Below are 15,935 nucleotides of genomic sequence, written 5' to 3' on the forward strand. Positions count from 1 at the left end.
ATCTCCGGCAGGGTACTGCTTAGAGGTCTTGGTATTTAAGCAGGATTCTGCCTACCACAAAAAGAAAACAGGGTCAAGCGTAATCATGTTCATTATTTCACGAGCTATCCGCCCATTTTCGGTTTGCGCTCCCTCCAGCCGAAGTGGTATGTCTGAGAGGGTTCACCCCGTGCAGAAAACCCGCTCCGGACAGGTTCAAACCCCGGCGGGCGGCATTGTCGGACGGAGGCTGCAGGGGCAGGTTTCCACCCAAAAAATGGTTGTGGAACACAGACAGGTTCTACTCCGAGCCGTGCGAGTCGGCTCATTCTCAGGAGGAACAGCGAATGCTTCAGGATCTGACCCTCGGTTTTATCGGCACCGGGAACATGGCCCGTGCGCTCCTTAAAGGCCTGACCGGGGCCCGCATCTTTCCGCCGGAAAGGATCTGCGTCTTCGACAAGGCACCCGAATCGGTAGACACAGCGGTAAAGACCTTCGGGATCATACCATGCACCGGCAACCGGGAGGTCGTCCAAAAAAGCGACCTGTTCGTGCTCGCCGTCAAGCCCCAGAACATCCGTGACGTGCTCGCCGAGATCCAACCGGTGGTGAGGGACGGACAATTGGTCGTCTCCATCGCAGCCGGCATTCCGCTTCGTCTCATCCAGACGCTGCTCGCCAGGGACGTTCCAATCGTCCGCGTTATGCCCAACACCCCCGCGCTGGTCCAGATGGGCATCAGCGCCATCGCCGGCAACCCCCGTTCCGGGCAGAATCACCTGGACCTGGTAGAGCGGATCTTCCAGGCCGTTGGACAGACGGTCATCGTAACCGAGGACCTCATGGACGCCGTCACGGCGCTTTCAGGCAGCGGCCCGGGCTATGTGTTCCGTTTGATGGAAGCCATGGTGGCCGGGGGGCAGGCCGTCGGCCTGAGTGAAGAGACCGCTCTTGCCCTGGTGGTGCAAACCTTCGCCGGGGCCGCTCAGTTGGCCGGATCGTCCAGGGAGCCCCTCGCCCGGCTCCGCGAAATGGTCACGTCACCGGGCGGAACCACGGCGGCCGGGTTGAACGTGCTGAACGAACGCGGGGTGGAACCGATGATCGTGGACGCCATCCAGGCCGCCTGCAACCGTTCGCGCGAACTGGGAAAGGACTGAGCATCCGGCCTGGCTCAACCTCAGCCCGCATATCGGTCAGGATTCCATGAGGCAACGTCCTCCCCATCGAACAGCTTCGCTTCGAGGCTTCCTCGGCCGGGTTTCCGGAGGCAGATCCACCAGAGGTGCCTCCACCTGGAAGCGCACTGCCGCTCCGGCCCGGCCCGGGTCCCGCTTCGCCATCATTCTCGGGCTCCTCGCCGGGATCTGCCTGGCAGGCCTCTTTTCCGCCTGCGCGAAGCCGGAAAGGCTGCATCCGGCGGCGGACTACCCCCTCCCCGGCATCGAACGTCCCATGAAAAGGCCTGGCTTCTGGATCGCCCGGCATCCCTCGCCGGATGCCGTCATCCTGACACCCCCCGAAATCGAGGCCTTCAACCGGCGGATACGCAGCGAGTTGGGGCTTTCGGAAGACCTCGGCGCCTTCTCGGCTCCCTATGCCGGATCGCGCCTTCGGAAGACCCTTCAAACCGCGCTCCTGAAACATCGGCTCGGGGCCTATTACCTCCCGGGCGGCGCCCAGGCGGGGCCGGATTTTTTCGATTTCCTCGAGAATGCCATGAACCTGGAAGCCATCCTGGAACGGGTGACGCCCCGCTATGGTGTAACGACGGGGATGACCTTCCAGAGGGTCCTGCCAACGCTTACGGGCCTCTATCGCTCAACGGAAGGAAGGATGTTCGACCGACTGCAGAACAGCACCCTTGACCTGGGAACCCCGCTGGTCGTGCTGCATGAAAGCCGGGACGGCGGCTGGCTCTACGCGGTCTCCGAACTGTGCGCGGGATGGACGCAAACCCGCGACATCGCGCTTTGCGCCCCTGACCAATGGGGGGCATTCGTTCATCCGGAAGAAACCGCCGTAGCCTGCAGCGCCAAGGTCGACGTCTTCCTCGATCGATCCGGAACGATCTTTCACGAGTACATGCGGATGGGGACAAGGCTGCCGCTGATCGACGCAGACCCCGACATGGCGCGCATCCTTCTGCCCATCCGCGGACCATCCGGGCGCCTCTGGACGCGGCCGGGCTTTGTGTCCTCCAGTTCATTGCACCGGGGGGCCTTTCCCTTTACCGCACGCCGGGTCATCCAGCAGGCCTTCGAAATGCTGCACGAGCCATACGGCTGGGGGGGACTGGACGGTGAACAGGATTGTTCCCGGTTCATTCAGCAGGTCTTCGCCACGGTGGGAATCAACCTGCCGCGCAACTCGGCCGACCAGGCCCTGGTGGGCGAACCCCTGGAAGGGTTCGCCCCGGCCCTCCCGGCCTCCGAAAAGGAAAGACTCATCGCCGGCGGCGCCGACGGCGGCGCAACCCTCCTTTATATGCGCGGCCATATCATGCTCTATCTCGGAAGCGTCGGCGGGCGCGTTTATGCAATCCACAACGTGTGGGCCTATCGCGAACCCGCCCCACCGAACGACCTGACCCGCATCGTCGCGCGGGTGGCGGTGACGGACCTTCGTCTCGGAGAAGGCGCCCGCGGCGGATCATGGCTCGATCGCCTGCGGGCGGTCCGGATCCTCGGCCCGATTAAAGAAGCGACGGTGAAAAATCAGACGAACTCACGTGTCGAATTACACCCCGCTCTCAACAGCGCCGCCGTTTATCCTGCCGACATCCTTCATCGATGATGTACGGCATCCTTGCTTTACCGCCACTGTCTCCTCCACAGGTGCTCAGCCGCCCTCGAGTTTTTTCAGGAGCTGATTGGCTGCCACCAGCGTCGGATCCCAAGTCGGGCTGAACGGGGGCGCATAGGCCAGGTCGCACTGGCTGTAGGCTTCAACGGTCATGTGCTGGTGCAGCGCGACCGCCGGCCCATTCGTCCGATGCGCTGCGCCTTCACGCCCCACCATCTGGACGCCGAGCATCCGCCCGGATGAGCGGTCTCCCACCATCTGCACCAGCAGCGGGGAGGCTCCCGGATGGCTGTGCGCCCGCGATGAGGCCTCGATGGCCACTTCGACCGGATCGAAACCCGCTTTGGAAGCCTCCTTGACCGTAAGACCCGTCCGGGCCACCTGCATGTCGAACACCTTGAAAACGGAGGTGCCGGCGATCCCGTCGAGGTAGACATCCTGGCCGCTGACGTGGTCCGCAACGGCCCAACCCGCCCGATTGGCCCTGAGCGCCAAAGGAATCCAGGTCTTCTCCCCGGTGACCACATGGTAAGCATCCGCGCAGTCTCCGGCCGCATAGATATCCGGAGCGGATGTCCGCATGCTGCGGTCCACGGCGATGGCCCCCCCCGGGCCGAGCTCCAGTCCAGCCTCGGCGGCGGCTTCGCTGCAGGGTTTTACGCCGATGGCCACCAGGACGAAATCCACGTCGAGGACCGTCTCCGTGCAATGCACCCGAAGCCCCTCCTCACCCCTTTCAATGCGGAGGACATCCTGCCCTAGATAGAGGCGTACGCCGTTTTCTTCCACCTCCGCCCGGACGCGGTCCGCCAGCTTGCGATGCGCCCAAGGCAGGAAGATCGGCCTCGGTTTCACCATGGCGGTGTCGATGCCAAGAGACCGGAATGTCTCGCACATCTCGAGGGCGATGTATCCCATACCGACGATCAGCGCCCGCTCGACGCGCCGTTCACGCAAAAACCCCTTGATCCTCCGTCCGTCCTCCAGGCTTTTGAGCGCCATCACACCGGGCAGCTCGAAACCAGGCAAGTCAGGGATGATCGGCGAAGAACCGGTTGCCAGCAAAAGTTTGTCGTAAGCGATTTCAAAGCGGCCGCCGTCTGATCGGATGCCCGTCACCTGCCTGCCTGCCGGATCGATCCGGTCCACCCGATGGCCGGTCCGCAGGTCGATCCCCTGCTTTTCCCGGAAGACGTGGGCCTCCCGCACCACCAGATCCTCTATCCCGCGCTCTGGCTCCGCCAGATTATAGGGGATGCCTCAGGCCGAATAGGATACGTCCGATGTCTGCTCGAGCACGACCACCTCGAGATCGGGGATCTGCCGCTTGGCCCGGCTCGCTGCGCTCATGCCGGCCGCATCCCCACCAACGATCACGAATCTCATCGAAAATCCCTCCCTCCGCTCCATTCATCGATGAACCGCGAAAACTCGGCAGTCGGCGGATTCACGCCCTCCTGCACCACCCAAACAGCGAGCCCCGGATACACAATTCCCCAACCCCCGGCCAAGCCCGAATCGGCAGGCCTCCAATCCGGAAATGAGGTTTGCTGCTCAATATTGAGGACATCGAGCGTTTACACAGAGGCAGCCTGCAACCCGCCGCACAAACAAACGCACAGATCGACGCCTGGATTGACCAAACGGGGGTTTACCCCAAAGGGCTGGGACAAAGCAACCAAAACGGGTGAAAAAAAGACCCAATCCGGTTGGAAACCCAGCGACCGATCGGGCCTTTCGATTCTCGTCTGCATTGGCCGCTATTGCAAGCCTTTTGAAAAAAGCGGAGAGTCTCGGTGAAAAACTCACCGGCTCCGGGAAAGGCATCAGACGCATGTTCAGCGGCTTACCCGCCCTCGGCCTCCCGAATCCGCTTTTCGAGCAGAACCGTGCCCATTTCCCGGGCAAGTTCAAGCGCCTCCTGAAGCGACTTCCGGGCGGCCTTCGGGCGCGAACTGCAAAACAGCGTCCCCCGCACGAGGAGCGCCCGGGCCCTGTGGCGCCTCGCCCCCGTTCTCTTGGCGATGCGAAGGGCCTGGCCGACATATCTCGAAGCCGCCTGCCGCTCACCGAGCCTTCCGTACAGTTCGCCGAGCGCGATCAGAAGCCGCGTCTTATACCGCCATCGCGTATAGGAGATCCCGGGTTTGCGCAGTTCACTCCACACGCCGTCCAGGATCTCCCGGGCAGCGCCGAGATCACCCATCTGCAGAAGGTTCTCCCCCATGTTGATCCGGGCATTGTAGATCGTCTCCGGGTCCCCCGTCGTCAGCGCATCCTTCCAGGCCTCGGTATTCAGCTCCAGGGCGTCTTTCAGTTCACCCCCCTCAGCATGGATCCACCCTAGGGTGTTCATGAATCGCGGCCTCCAGAATCGGCCGTCGCCCTCCTCCAGCCTCTTCAATCCCGAGAACAAGGCCGTCCCGGCCTTGTCGAGATGCCCAAGGGCTCCGTGGATCAACCCGCTCCGAAACAGGAAAAGAATCTTGAAGTACGGGCTCTTGATCTTTTCGTTAAGGGTCTCGATCAATTCGTTCAAGGTGAGAGCATCCTGGTAATCGCCGGTCCAGTTGTAGTACTGCACAAGATGGGCCGCCGCCCACGCCCGGGCCTCGAGATCCTGCTCCCGTTCACTGTCTTCGAGCGCCTTCAGCAGCAGCGGACGCGCCTTTTCGAGCTTGCCCAGCACCGCATAGACAAACCCCAGGAAACTCCGGGCTTTCAAGACCAGGCCGGGCCATTCTCCCTTCCGGCCCGCCTCGATGGTATTGAGCAGAAATCTCTCGGCGGAACGCGGATGATGGATGTAAAAAGAAATCCATCCCAGCCGGAAAAGGGCCGTCGCCTCCAGAAACCGGTCATCGGTCCGCTGGGCTTCGCTCCGCATCCTCTCGAACGCGCCGCGCGCCTCCTCCATCTGGCCGACGCAATAATGCATCCGGCCCTTCCAATGGAAGATCTCGGCGATCCTAACCGGCGGCGTTTCGAAGCGTGCCCGCCTCAGGATATCGAGTGCCCGGTCGAGGGAGGCAAGCGCCTCATGGCAGGCATAGGAATAACGCGCCTGCCTGCCGGCCTTGAGGGTGTAAGTGAGCGCCTTTTCCCAGACGCCGGCATAATAGAAGTGATAGGCCATCTTCCCGATCCGACCGGCCGGATCCTGGGCAGGCACGTTCTCCAGGGCTTCACCCGCCAGCCGGTGCAACTGGACGCGCTCACGACGCAGGAGCGTATGGTAGGCCACCTCCCACATCATCGGATGAACGAAGCGAAACGTCGCGCCTTCTTGACTTCCCCCCCTGTCCAGCCTCTCGATGATCCCCTCCTTTTCGAGCGCCGTGAGCCGGTCGTCGAGGTCAGTCCCATTCTGCCCGACCGCCTCGAGCATGCTCCGGGAAAAATCGTGTCCGAGAACGGAGGCGACCTGGACCGTCCACTTCAGACCGCCTGAGAGGGCATCGAGCCGGGCCGCCAGGACACCATGGACGTTGTCCGGGATATCGATCGCATCGACCGGCATCTTCAGGACACAGCGGTCGGGCCCGCAGACCATCAGATCGCGCCGCAGCAGGGTGCGGCCCATTTCGACCACGAACAATGGATTTCCGCCGGCCTTGGAAACCAGGTCGCGCGCGAGGCGCTCCTCCAGGAGGCGGGTCTTGAGGACCGATACCAGCAGGTCCTCCGCATCGCGGTCGGACAGCGGCCTCAGATGGATGGAATGTCTGACGAGCGTCCTGATCCAGGGAACGGGGGTGGAACGCCCGGCGCAGATCACCAGGATAGGCGGGCGTTCCCGGGACTCCGAGAGAAAGGTCAGAAACTCGCGGGTGGTGCCGTCGACCCACTGCATGTTGTCAATCAAAAGAATCAGCGGGCTCCGGGCCGCAACAGCCTCGAGCACAGCCTGTATCTCTTTAAAAAGAATTCGTTTTCTTCCCGCAAGTGCGGTCTCCGATTCCCCCTCCACCCGCTGAATCGTACTGAAACGCACCACAACCTTGCGCAGACGCCGCCTTACCGTCTCATCGCTCACCCGCGCATCCAGCAGGGCCTCCAGCTCCCCCTCGGACTCCTGCCCGGAAAGCCTGAAATAGGCCCTGAAAGCCGACAGCAACGGGTGAAACGCAGCCGTCTCTCCGTAGGGCCGACACCCGCCCCTCAGGACCATGGCTCCCTCGGCCTCCCTGGCGCGGCAAAAAACGCCGAGGAGCCGCGACTTGCCGACGCCGGCCTCACCGGTCACGAGCATCAGGCGCGGCCCCTTCCTGCACGCCTCGACAAAGGACGACTTCAGGAGTTCCATCTCTTTCTCGCGGTCCAGAAAAGGCGTCTCTTCCCTCCCTGCCGAAGCACCCTGGGCCTCCTCCAGTTCATCCAAAAGCTGAAAGGCATGCACGCTTTCAGCCTTGCCCTTGACCGCCAAGGTCCCCATATCCAGAAAACGGAAATAGGGCTGAACACTCTCCCAGACCCGCTCCGAAACAAGGATCCCGCCCGGCGGCGCCAGCGACTGCAGCCGTGCAGCCAGATTCGTCGTATCTCCAAGGGCGGTGTAGTCCAGCCGTAGATGATCGCCGATGGCCGCCACCACGACCAATCCGGTATGGATGCCGATGCGCATCCTGAAAACGACCCCGTGGCGCTCCTCTAGCCCGCGCCCATAGGCCTCCAGGGCGTGTTGGATCTCGAGCGCCGCCCGGCAGGCCTGCTGGCTGTGATCCTCGTAGGCGACCGGCGCGCCGAACAGAGCCATGACGCCGTCGCCCGTATACTGATTGATGGTCCCTCCGGCACCGTGGATCGCTTTGCCCAGGATCTCGAAGCACCCGTCCATGATCTGGTGGACATCCTCCGGATCGAGCTGTTCCGAGATTCCGGTAAAATTCGCTACATCGGCAAAAAGGACGGAGACCCGCTTTCTCTCCCCTTCCTTCAAATAGTGGCCTCTGAGGATCTTTTCCATCAGGAAGGGGGGGGTGTAGCCGGATGCCGGTTTCTCTTCACCGCCGCCGCCAGATGCGGGGGACCCCACCGGCGACCCGCACCGCCCGCAGAAGGCGAATCCACCCGGCACTTCCGCCCCGCATCGCTCGCAGCGACGCGGAAGCGCCTTGCCGCAGCGGCTGCAGAACCACGCGCCTTCGGCGTTTTCGAACTGGCAATCCGGGCACTTCATAAGTTCTTCGTTCCTCACATGCCGGCTGTCCTGCGGCGACATTCTCCTGATTCAAAAGGGCGTGCACAAAAAAAACTGAATCCAGGCTGGGTGAGGGCCCGGATCCAGTCCTCAGGAAGGCAGAGTGATGCCAAGGCATCCCCCTGGGAGAGGCTCGACAATCCTCAGTTAACTGCCTCCAGCGCGTACCCGTCCGCATCCCGGAAGAGGATCAGAATACGGCCCGGGTCCTTTAAAAAGGTAAAATCGATGAGGTCCTTCTCATACCTATCGGATTCCCACGTCTGCTGAATTCGCTCCCCTAGCCACTTGACTGCCACCAACTGATCATAATCGCGCCGGCCGGCCACGATCTTTTCTGTAAAGCTCGACAGCATCCCTCTTCGCCCTTTGCTGATCGTAAACATCTGACCGTCGAAACCCTTCTGCATCTCGAACCGTCGTGCCGTATAGACCTCGTCGTGCGCCCTCCGATCGAATCCCCCGATAAAGATGTCCTCCTCCAACTTGAGAGGATAGGAGGTGACCTTGTAACCCCCAACCCCGTTCTCGCCGAACGCAGCCGGGCGTTCTTCCGGGAGAATGTATCCGTGCAAATTTCCATCTTTCTCGAGGATGATGACCCGGTCTTCGGCCCCTGGAACCAGATTGAATTGATAGAGAGAATATACGCCGGCAGCCGGAGCGTAGGGTTCGGTGATCTTTGGAGCGCTGGATGCTTCATCCCACTCGACGCGAAAGATCGGACCATCGTATTGGCGGAAGTCTCCTTCCTTCTGTGCCAGCGCCACCTGTCTTCCCGCCGCGTCCTGAATCACCCGCAGGTAAAAGGGAAGGCCTTCCGCGGCTGGCTTCAGCGTTCCATCTCGATACGTCACGACCATTGAACTCAACCGGTTGTCCTGCTTGTCGAGGGTCATGACCGGCAGGGTCAAGGTAAGCAGCAGTTCGTCTCCCCCGTCACCGTCGAGGTCACAGGCGTGCAGGTGCAACGGGATGATCGCCGTCTGTGGATAGGGCAAACGGCTGACTGTTTCAAGGACGCCACTCTCCGCCCGATAGAGGATCAGGTCCCGCTCCCCCAGGCAGGCGAACAGCGTCGCACCGCCTGGCTCCGGCCGGCAGCCGGCGACCCGGCTTGCGGGATCATCGAGCCGAAAGAGCTCAAGGCTTCGGGCAGGCTTCGAGTGCTGGAAGGAGGGTCCCGAAGCTTCGGCAGGGGAGTCGCCGGCGGAGGAGCGACTCATTGCCGTCCCCTGTGGCGCCCCCTGGGCGCCAACGGGATAGACCGCTGCGCCATGCGGCTGCGACTGCGCCGTCCGGTAGAAAATGACCCGGTCTCCTTCGACCGTGCTGAGCCGGCAGATAAGGGTCCCCTCCCCCTGCATCAACCCGAGTTTCAGATCGTGGCGCTGGGCGGCGGAACCCGCGCCCCCGTCCGCATTCATATCCAGATAATATCCCTTTTCGAGGAGCTCTTGCACCAGCCCTTCGAAGAAAGGGGCGGCGCCGGGCCGCAGTGCATCGCCGCGGACATGGATCCGCGGGGGAGGTGGTGTAACCACTCGGTCTCCCGGCGAAAGCGGGGCGGACGGGACATCCGCAACACGCACCAGCGCCGTTTCAGGGAACAGCGTTTCGAGAACCACCCACGCCGCCGGGGCTTTCAGAGCCGGGGAGCGCTCCGGGTCCTCCTTCGAGATGCACAGCCATTCCCCCACCTTCATGGGCACGGCCCCTTTCTCGATGAGCAGACGGCCTTCTCCAACCTCTTTCACCCGACCGACGGTCCGGAAAGGGGTCCCGACATATTCTTCCAGGAAGCTGACCAGAGAAGGGAAAGGATTCTGCTCCGCCTCTGACCGGGCAGGCATCACCGCTAGGGAAACCAATCCTAGAACCGCCAGCGGTATCCAACACCCTTTGTAAGATCTCATCGATGGAAAGCCTCCTGCGCTTTGGGTCGGGTTCGAAATTCAAACAGGTCGACAGCGGAAAAACCATCCCTCGAGCCGTTTATGAAATGCCGGCGGGCAGCGAATCTTCACGCACTCCGCCGGTTTGACCTCACCAGACCCAGATGAACTCGATCGTGTTCATGATGGCCGTTTCATCGTTCCCGTTCCCCGTAATCGGATCCCAGATGTCCTGAACGGCCTGCCCTGGGTCAAACACTGAAAAACAGTTGCCGATGCTGAAGTGTTTGTTGAAAGTATACGTGAGAAGAAAATCGAACTCAAGTCCAACCTCATCGTCGATGGGACGTCCGAGCAGCGTCTGCAGACCGTCGGAGGTGTCGAACATCAGATACATGGCCTGGGCCTTATAGGAAAGCGCCCCAAAGGCACCCTTGGCGCCGGCGCCAAGCATCAGAAGACCCGGCGCATCCCCTGACGAGCTGTTGCTGATGCCGCCGTATCCCGGCGTCCGGGACACTCCCAGGACTTTGGGCAGCCAGTTGAAATTGCCGCTGTAGAGGTGGGTGCCCAGGGTCGGCACAAGACGATAGAGAAAGGCGTTCTCCATGCCGAAGGTGGGCGTATACCGCGCTATGTCGCCGATCGAGTTGAAAGCCTCGATGTCCTGGTCTGTCGGATCGTCGTCCCCCTGCTCCCACTTGAAGCCGGCGTAGGGAATAAACCGCGGGTCCACCTCGAAGTCCACGGATCCATAAGCGGCGAATGCATTGATGTCATACGCCCGGCCGTGTTCATCCGCATGGGTGTCTCCGGTCGCCCAGACCACCTCGAAACGGGGGACGAACCGGCCCACCTTTCCGTACATCTCCGCCCCCAGGTAGTGCACCTGCGCATACTGGGTGTCCTTGTTGTTGTCGCTAAAGGCGTAAAACGGGGAAACCGCCAACGGTCCCATCTGATAGACGCCTTTCAAGCTGTAGACACGCCAATCGAGGCTGTCCGCATCCAGAGGACCAATCGCCTTACCTTTGTCCATGTTTTCGATCTTGTCGAAGATGCTCAGGAACAGGGCCTGCCACCTGAAGTCCGCGCCGATCTTGCCTGTCAAGCTGACGTAGGGGTGGTCATCCCCGTAAACTAGACCGCCGGTATTGATATCCAACTGCTGGGTGTTCCATCCCGTATGGACGGCCAGTGGACCGAAGTCATAGCTGACGTTGAGTTTTTCGATCCCAAAATCCTCACCGGTCATTCCGCTGTCGACCGGGGTGGACGAGTCCGCCCCCCGGTCGGCGTTCTCCTTGTTCAGCGTGAAATCGCCTTCCAGAATGATCATGAAGTCCCAATTTTTACCCTTCCCGAGCCATCCGACCCGGATCTCGTTCCGGATCGCGAAATCGGCCATCGGACCGTTTTCATCCATGATATAATCGCGCGTCGTGTCCATCTTGTTGAAATCGACGTTGTCCATAAAGGTCGGATACATCTTGAGGCTGCCGAAAAAATCGATTTCGATATCCTTGCTCTTGGGCGACATCTGGCCGATCTCCGCCGAGGCCGTCGCCTCAAAGTTGCAAAGAATCCACCCGAAACAGGCCACCGATGCCAACCACCCCAACATTCGACGTCTCCTCTTCATCACTTCCCCTCCTTTATAAAGATCTAATAGGATTGTCTGGAACATCTCACCCATCACCCCATACCCTCAGCGCTTCACCGGACAGTACCGCCCCCGAACGGCAGCTATCCGCCCATTCTTCGATGCGCTCCATCAGAGATGCGCAATCCATCAAAGCGAGATCACGGTGGCACCGTCCGCCAATTCGAAGAGCAGCGTTGCCGGCGCCATAGTCACCCCTTCGAGCAGGTCCTTCGCGCTGATCTGCCTCGACTGGGCGCAGGGAGCGCACGCGTAGATGGGCACCTCGAATTCCTGCAGATAGGCGACGATATCGTCGGCTATATCGCCCGTAGGCGCCCTCAGATGGTCCATGATGCCCTTTCGTGCGATATAGACCGCCTCGTCCATGAGAAACACCGAGACCCGCTTCCCCATCTTGTGCGCGACCTGTGCCAGGTGCAGCGCCCGCACCGAGCGATTGGGATTGTTGGTCCCGCACGCCAGTGTAATCACCACCCGATCCGTCCCGCCTTGACCATCCTTTTTTTGATTCATACATCTCCTCCGTCGATCTCACTTTGGATCGAGGCGCTCTTGATCCGATACCCGCTCAGAGTCTTCCGCACACAATCTCCACAACCTCTCGGCCAGGGCCGTCACCTGGGTCTTCGTCCATGAGGCCTTCACCAAGTTGATATAGCAAGAGGGATGCCGCCTCGTTCAGACGCGCAAATGGGGCATTATTTGCAGGGATAAAAATTAGACAAGTTATTGTTAATAAGGCTTATTTCACGCAAACAGCAACACCCTGGCAGTCACCGTTCAAGGTGCACCTGTCAAAATAATTGTTAACATCTATTCATTTTTAAACATCCGTTGAACATAGCACCCGCGGGCGCCTCAGGCGCACGCCCGCTTCGGCGCTGACTCCGGCGGGATTGCTCAGCGTTGGGCCGAGAGTTCATTCAAGGCCCCACCGAAAACGCAAAGGAGCGGGTTTTCATCCTCTGACGAAAGGGCAACCAATTCCGAAAAAGCCCCTTATCCTTCAAAGCCTCGCCGCTCATTTCCGGATGGGAGGTCCGGTCACGGCATAAAAGGATCTTCGGAGGAAAGGAAATCAGGGCAAAGGCGGGAAATTCGCGAAAGGAAGGAAGCGCGGCCCGCCCAGGGCCAGCCTTGCGGGAGGGCTTCGGGCGGGTCGATCAATCGGCGGGGGAAACCGCGGCCTCCAGATAGAAACCTGATGGAAGCAGGGAGATCACTTCCGGATGGGAACCGGCCGGTTTTCAATCATCATGCCGGGTAAGCAGCTAGAAAGTATCCATCCGGAAATGATTTCGCGGTAGAACTCAGTTTCCAATCCGGAAATGAGGATTTTTGGCCAATATCAAGGAAATCAAGCGTTTGTGCGGAGGCGACCTGCAGGTCGCCGCACAAGCAAACGTGCAGATTGACACCGAGATTGGTCAAAAAGTCCATTTCCGGATGGAAACTAGAAAGGAATGATGATACGGAAAACAATCTTTTCACCCTCCGGGCGGTTTTCGACTCCGTTTTCAAAATAGGTCTTCAGGCTGAAGATCATCCCCTTGTGAATGTAGTGCAACGCAGGCCCGATGGCGAAAACCTCCTCTTCGGAGTCCTGGAGTTTCACCCCGTCGACTTCGTCTTCATCCAATTGCTGACCATAATAGCCCACAACGCCGAACCGCAGATTAGGACTGATAAAATCGATCGTTTTCATCAACGAATAGTTGAAATGCCACAGGTCGCCCGCTTCGAGGTCGTGATCGTTGAAATCACCGGTAACGGCCGGGTTCACATACTCGTCGTTCTTGGTGTTGAATGTCAGATGCTGCCGCGTGCTGAATGTAAACCCGTACGGCATCTGCAGCGTCATCGTGACCCAGGGTTCGAAGGTCCAGAAGTTTGCACTGGGATTGATTGCCTTGTTTTTGTCATACGCACCCACCGGAAAGTAGACGTCGAACTCAAAGAACCAGTGGAAGACAAAATCCTTTGCCAACGGAATCGCACTCCCTATAAATGGACCCATACACGGGTCGCCCAGGATGCCTCCTCCCGAATCGATGCCCAGATCGGAATTAACGTCGAAGCCGAACATGGGCCACAGCGCCTGCGCCCCCCACTTGAAACCGTGCGGCAGCTCCTTTTTGGAGACCCAAATGAACTGCGGGGCGTAGACGACCAGGTCCAGTTCGTTGTTCATCGGGTAGCTGTCCCCCTTGCCGTCCTTGAACTCGTCCGCGCTGTAAAAAACCATGTAGTTGCTCATGTACAGCCCCGGAGGTGGGAGCATCGCATCGATGATGTTGGTGTTACCGAAGTTCAGGTTCGGGTTCTGATTGTAGGCAATAGCCGCCGAAGAAAACATGCAGAAAAACACACACCCCAGAAATACGATACTCTTTTTTGCCATCCTCTTTTCCTCCTGTTGTGAATAATATGGATAGGAACGAATCACCCCGGCCGACTCCCAAATGCATTTCCAGACTGGAAAGTTTTGTGCCGTCGACAAGCATTGCCGGACGGACACGATACAGGTGCATCTTCTATTCAATCAGCGTCTTCATGCAGATCCCTTTTTGAACCGCAGGACCTGAATCTTCCGATCGCTCGCTGAATCACTACTATTCTTCCGCCTTTGCCGGTCTCACCATCAGAAAAGACCAGAGGTTGCCGACTCCGCCGGGCTGGGGCACCCATCCCGTCAGGCGGTCGACCCTCACCGCATCGATCTTCTTCTTGGAATAAAGTGGAATGTAGGGCAATTCGCTGGCGAGCAGCCGCTGCAGAGCGACGACGTATTCTTTCCTTTTCAACGGGTCGACTTCTACCTGCGCCGACTCCGCCAGACGGTCGAATTCGGCGTTCTTGAAGCCGCTGTAGTTCTTTCCCCCGAGCCGCGCCTCACGGCTGTGGAAGAATGTATTCAGGTAGGCCGGTTCGTCGGAAAGGTTGGTCCAGCCCATGAGGTAGGCATCGAATTCTCCTCCTGAAAGGGCCTTCAAGAGGTCTTGAAGTGCCAGCATCCGGATCGTGACCGGTATCCCCACCCGGGCGAGCCACTTTTTCATCAGCAGCGCGGCCGCGAAGCGATCCGGACGACAGCCTGCGGGGGTCGTCAGGAGCTCCATCGGAGCCATCTTTCCACCCGCCGGCAGCAACAAAGAATCCTTCTCCCAGGTATATCCCGCCTTCCGGAGCAATTCTTTCGCAAAATCGAGGCGCGCATCGTCGCCGGCAAGTCCGTCACCCGGCAGTTGCAGCTGCGCATCGCACCAGAAGGCATTATGCGCCGGGATCACGCTCCTCGCCGGGACGACATCATCTGCAAACGCCTTATCGATCATATCCTCCCGCTCTATCAGGGCGGCCACCGCCTGCCGGAAAGCACGGTCACTGTAAGGGGGACGCCGCAGATTGAAACCCAGATAATCGTATCCCCTGCGGTCGGTTCGGAAAAACTGAAGATCCGGCTCGTCCTTCAATTCCGCTACAGACTGCTCGCAGACATCCCCGGCATAAAAGTCGATCTCCCCGTTCTTCAAGGCCGCCAGAGCCTCCCCGACGCTCCGGTAGACGTGAAAAACCACCCATTCCACATAGGGTCCGAGCTGCATACCGGCGGCAAGACCTCCCCGTGCAAAAAAGTACGGATTGCGCTTCATCAACACCAGATCGTGCGATGGATCGCTCACGATGCTGAAAGGACCGCTGCTCGGCACCCTCTCCGGCTTTAAACCGATCAAGCGTGCAGTCGCGTTCTCCATTCCCTCGAGCGGCCGGATCAATGGCTCCCACCCCTTCTTCTGGAGGAAGGGCGTCAGAAGCGTCTCGTTGAAGAAGGCGGCGCTCGGCTCCTTGAGGACAAACCGAATGGTGCGCGGATCGACCGCCTCCACACGCTCCACCATCTGCCAGTGTTCCACGTGGCCGGGGACGTTGAACCGCCGGATCACCTCCCAGGTATAGAGCAGGTCATCGCTCGAGACCGGGGTGCCGTCATCCCATTGCGCCTCCTTGAGCCTGACCGTTACGAGGAGGCCTTTCGCATCGGATTCCGGCTGCCGCTCCGCGAGCCAGGGAAGAATCGCCCCATCGCGGGGATCTCTGATATAAAGCGGCATGTGGATCAGCCGCAGGACTTTCCTTGACCAGACATCTGTCGCCCCGAGGAAATTCATGGACTTCGGGGCACTCAACACACCGACGTGGAGCGATTCCCCCTTCGGCGATTCCCCTGCCCCCGCCGCCTGAAATCCGCCGGCCGAGAACATTATCATCGCCGCAAGAATCATACATTTGAGCTGCTTCATTCCGCTCCTCCCTTCTTTTGACGGACGGTCGAAGATCGACGTCCGAGGTCTTCCCTTCCCGTCCCTGGGGGGTACACCACAGCAGA

11 protein-coding genes are annotated in these 15,935 nt (G+C 59.9%); 2 read left to right on the forward strand and 9 right to left on the reverse strand.

Annotation, left to right across the window (positions count from 1 at the left end):
- The first annotated feature begins 326 nt into the window (after positions 1-326).
- Together proC and ACZ500_RS12415 are read left to right on the forward strand one after the other, a co-directional pair.
- Entirely contained in the window at positions 327-1,142 is an 816-nt protein-coding gene (gene proC, locus ACZ500_RS12410) for a pyrroline-5-carboxylate reductase (protein WP_464232788.1), read from the forward strand.
- A 46-nt stretch (positions 1,143-1,188) separates the two neighbouring features.
- The gene (locus ACZ500_RS12415) at positions 1,189-2,778 is read left to right on the forward strand and encodes a C40 family peptidase (protein ID WP_464232789.1); all 1,590 of its coding nucleotides are present in this window, start codon (positions 1,189-1,191) and stop codon (positions 2,776-2,778) included.
- A gap of 45 nt (positions 2,779-2,823) precedes the next feature.
- On the opposite strand, the gene ACZ500_RS12420 is transcribed toward ACZ500_RS12415, so the two are convergent.
- From ACZ500_RS12420 to ACZ500_RS12460, 9 genes are all read right to left on the reverse strand, one after another.
- Positions 2,824-3,999: an FAD-dependent oxidoreductase gene (locus tag ACZ500_RS12420; RefSeq protein ID WP_464232790.1), complete on the reverse strand. Its 1,176-nt coding sequence runs from the start codon at positions 3,997-3,999 to the stop codon at positions 2,824-2,826.
- Between the two features lie 48 nt (positions 4,000-4,047).
- Positions 4,048-4,173, reverse strand: a complete 126-nt coding sequence (locus tag ACZ500_RS12425) for an NAD(P)-binding protein (RefSeq protein WP_464232791.1) — start codon at positions 4,171-4,173, stop codon at positions 4,048-4,050.
- A gap of 460 nt (positions 4,174-4,633) precedes the next feature.
- Positions 4,634-7,966 (reverse strand): AAA family ATPase, encoded by a 3,333-nt coding sequence (locus ACZ500_RS12430; RefSeq protein ID WP_464232792.1) that lies wholly within the window; start codon positions 7,964-7,966, stop codon positions 4,634-4,636.
- Positions 7,967-8,130: 164 nt separating this feature from the next.
- Positions 8,131-9,903 (reverse strand): hypothetical protein, encoded by a 1,773-nt coding sequence (locus ACZ500_RS12435; RefSeq protein ID WP_464232793.1) that lies wholly within the window; start codon positions 9,901-9,903, stop codon positions 8,131-8,133.
- A gap of 130 nt (positions 9,904-10,033) precedes the next feature.
- The gene (locus ACZ500_RS12440) at positions 10,034-11,524 is read right to left on the reverse strand and encodes a hypothetical protein (protein WP_464232794.1); all 1,491 of its coding nucleotides are present in this window, start codon (positions 11,522-11,524) and stop codon (positions 10,034-10,036) included.
- A 150-nt stretch (positions 11,525-11,674) separates the two neighbouring features.
- Entirely contained in the window at positions 11,675-12,061 is a 387-nt protein-coding gene (locus tag ACZ500_RS12445) for a DsrE family protein (RefSeq protein ID WP_464232795.1), read from the reverse strand.
- 741 nt (positions 12,062-12,802) lie between these two features.
- Positions 12,803-12,988, reverse strand: a complete 186-nt coding sequence (locus ACZ500_RS12450; RefSeq protein WP_464232796.1) for a hypothetical protein — start codon at positions 12,986-12,988, stop codon at positions 12,803-12,805.
- Positions 12,989-13,001: 13 nt separating this feature from the next.
- Positions 13,002-13,949 carry a SphA family protein gene (locus ACZ500_RS12455; protein WP_464232797.1) on the reverse strand — a complete coding sequence of 316 codons (948 nt, stop codon included), beginning with the start codon at positions 13,947-13,949 and terminating at the stop codon, positions 13,002-13,004.
- A 211-nt stretch (positions 13,950-14,160) separates the two neighbouring features.
- Positions 14,161-15,849, reverse strand: coding sequence for an ABC transporter substrate-binding protein (locus tag ACZ500_RS12460; RefSeq protein ID WP_464232798.1), 1,689 nt, complete (start codon positions 15,847-15,849; stop codon positions 14,161-14,163).
- Between the last annotated feature and the right edge of the window lie 86 nt (positions 15,850-15,935).

The organism is Desulfatiglans parachlorophenolica (genome assembly GCF_055394735.1).

What these genes read in the sequence shown, in the direction of transcription:
- ACZ500_RS12425 (WP_464232791.1), bottom strand. Translation starts at nt 4,173, where the DNA reads ATGAGATTCGTGATCGTTGGTGGGGATGCGGCCGGCATGAGCGCAGCG.
- ACZ500_RS12440 (WP_464232794.1), bottom strand. Translation starts at nt 11,524, where the DNA reads ATGAAGAGGAGACGTCGAATGTTGGGGTGGTTGGCATCGGTGGCCTGT.
- ACZ500_RS12455 (WP_464232797.1), bottom strand. Translation starts at nt 13,949, where the DNA reads ATGGCAAAAAAGAGTATCGTATTTCTGGGGTGTGTGTTTTTCTGCATG.
- proC (WP_464232788.1), top strand. Translation starts at nt 327, where the DNA reads ATGCTTCAGGATCTGACCCTCGGTTTTATCGGCACCGGGAACATGGCC.
- ACZ500_RS12450 (WP_464232796.1), bottom strand. Translation starts at nt 12,988, where the DNA reads ATGGACTTTTTGACCAATCTCGGTGTCAATCTGCACGTTTGCTTGTGC.
- ACZ500_RS12430 (WP_464232792.1), bottom strand. Translation starts at nt 7,966, where the DNA reads ATGAAGTGCCCGGATTGCCAGTTCGAAAACGCCGAAGGCGCGTGGTTC.
- ACZ500_RS12435 (WP_464232793.1), bottom strand. Translation starts at nt 9,903, where the DNA reads ATGAGATCTTACAAAGGGTGTTGGATACCGCTGGCGGTTCTAGGATTG.
- ACZ500_RS12460 (WP_464232798.1), bottom strand. Translation starts at nt 15,849, where the DNA reads ATGAAGCAGCTCAAATGTATGATTCTTGCGGCGATGATAATGTTCTCG.
- ACZ500_RS12445 (WP_464232795.1), bottom strand. Translation starts at nt 12,061, where the DNA reads ATGAATCAAAAAAAGGATGGTCAAGGCGGGACGGATCGGGTGGTGATT.
- ACZ500_RS12415 (WP_464232789.1), top strand. Translation starts at nt 1,189, where the DNA reads ATGAGGCAACGTCCTCCCCATCGAACAGCTTCGCTTCGAGGCTTCCTC.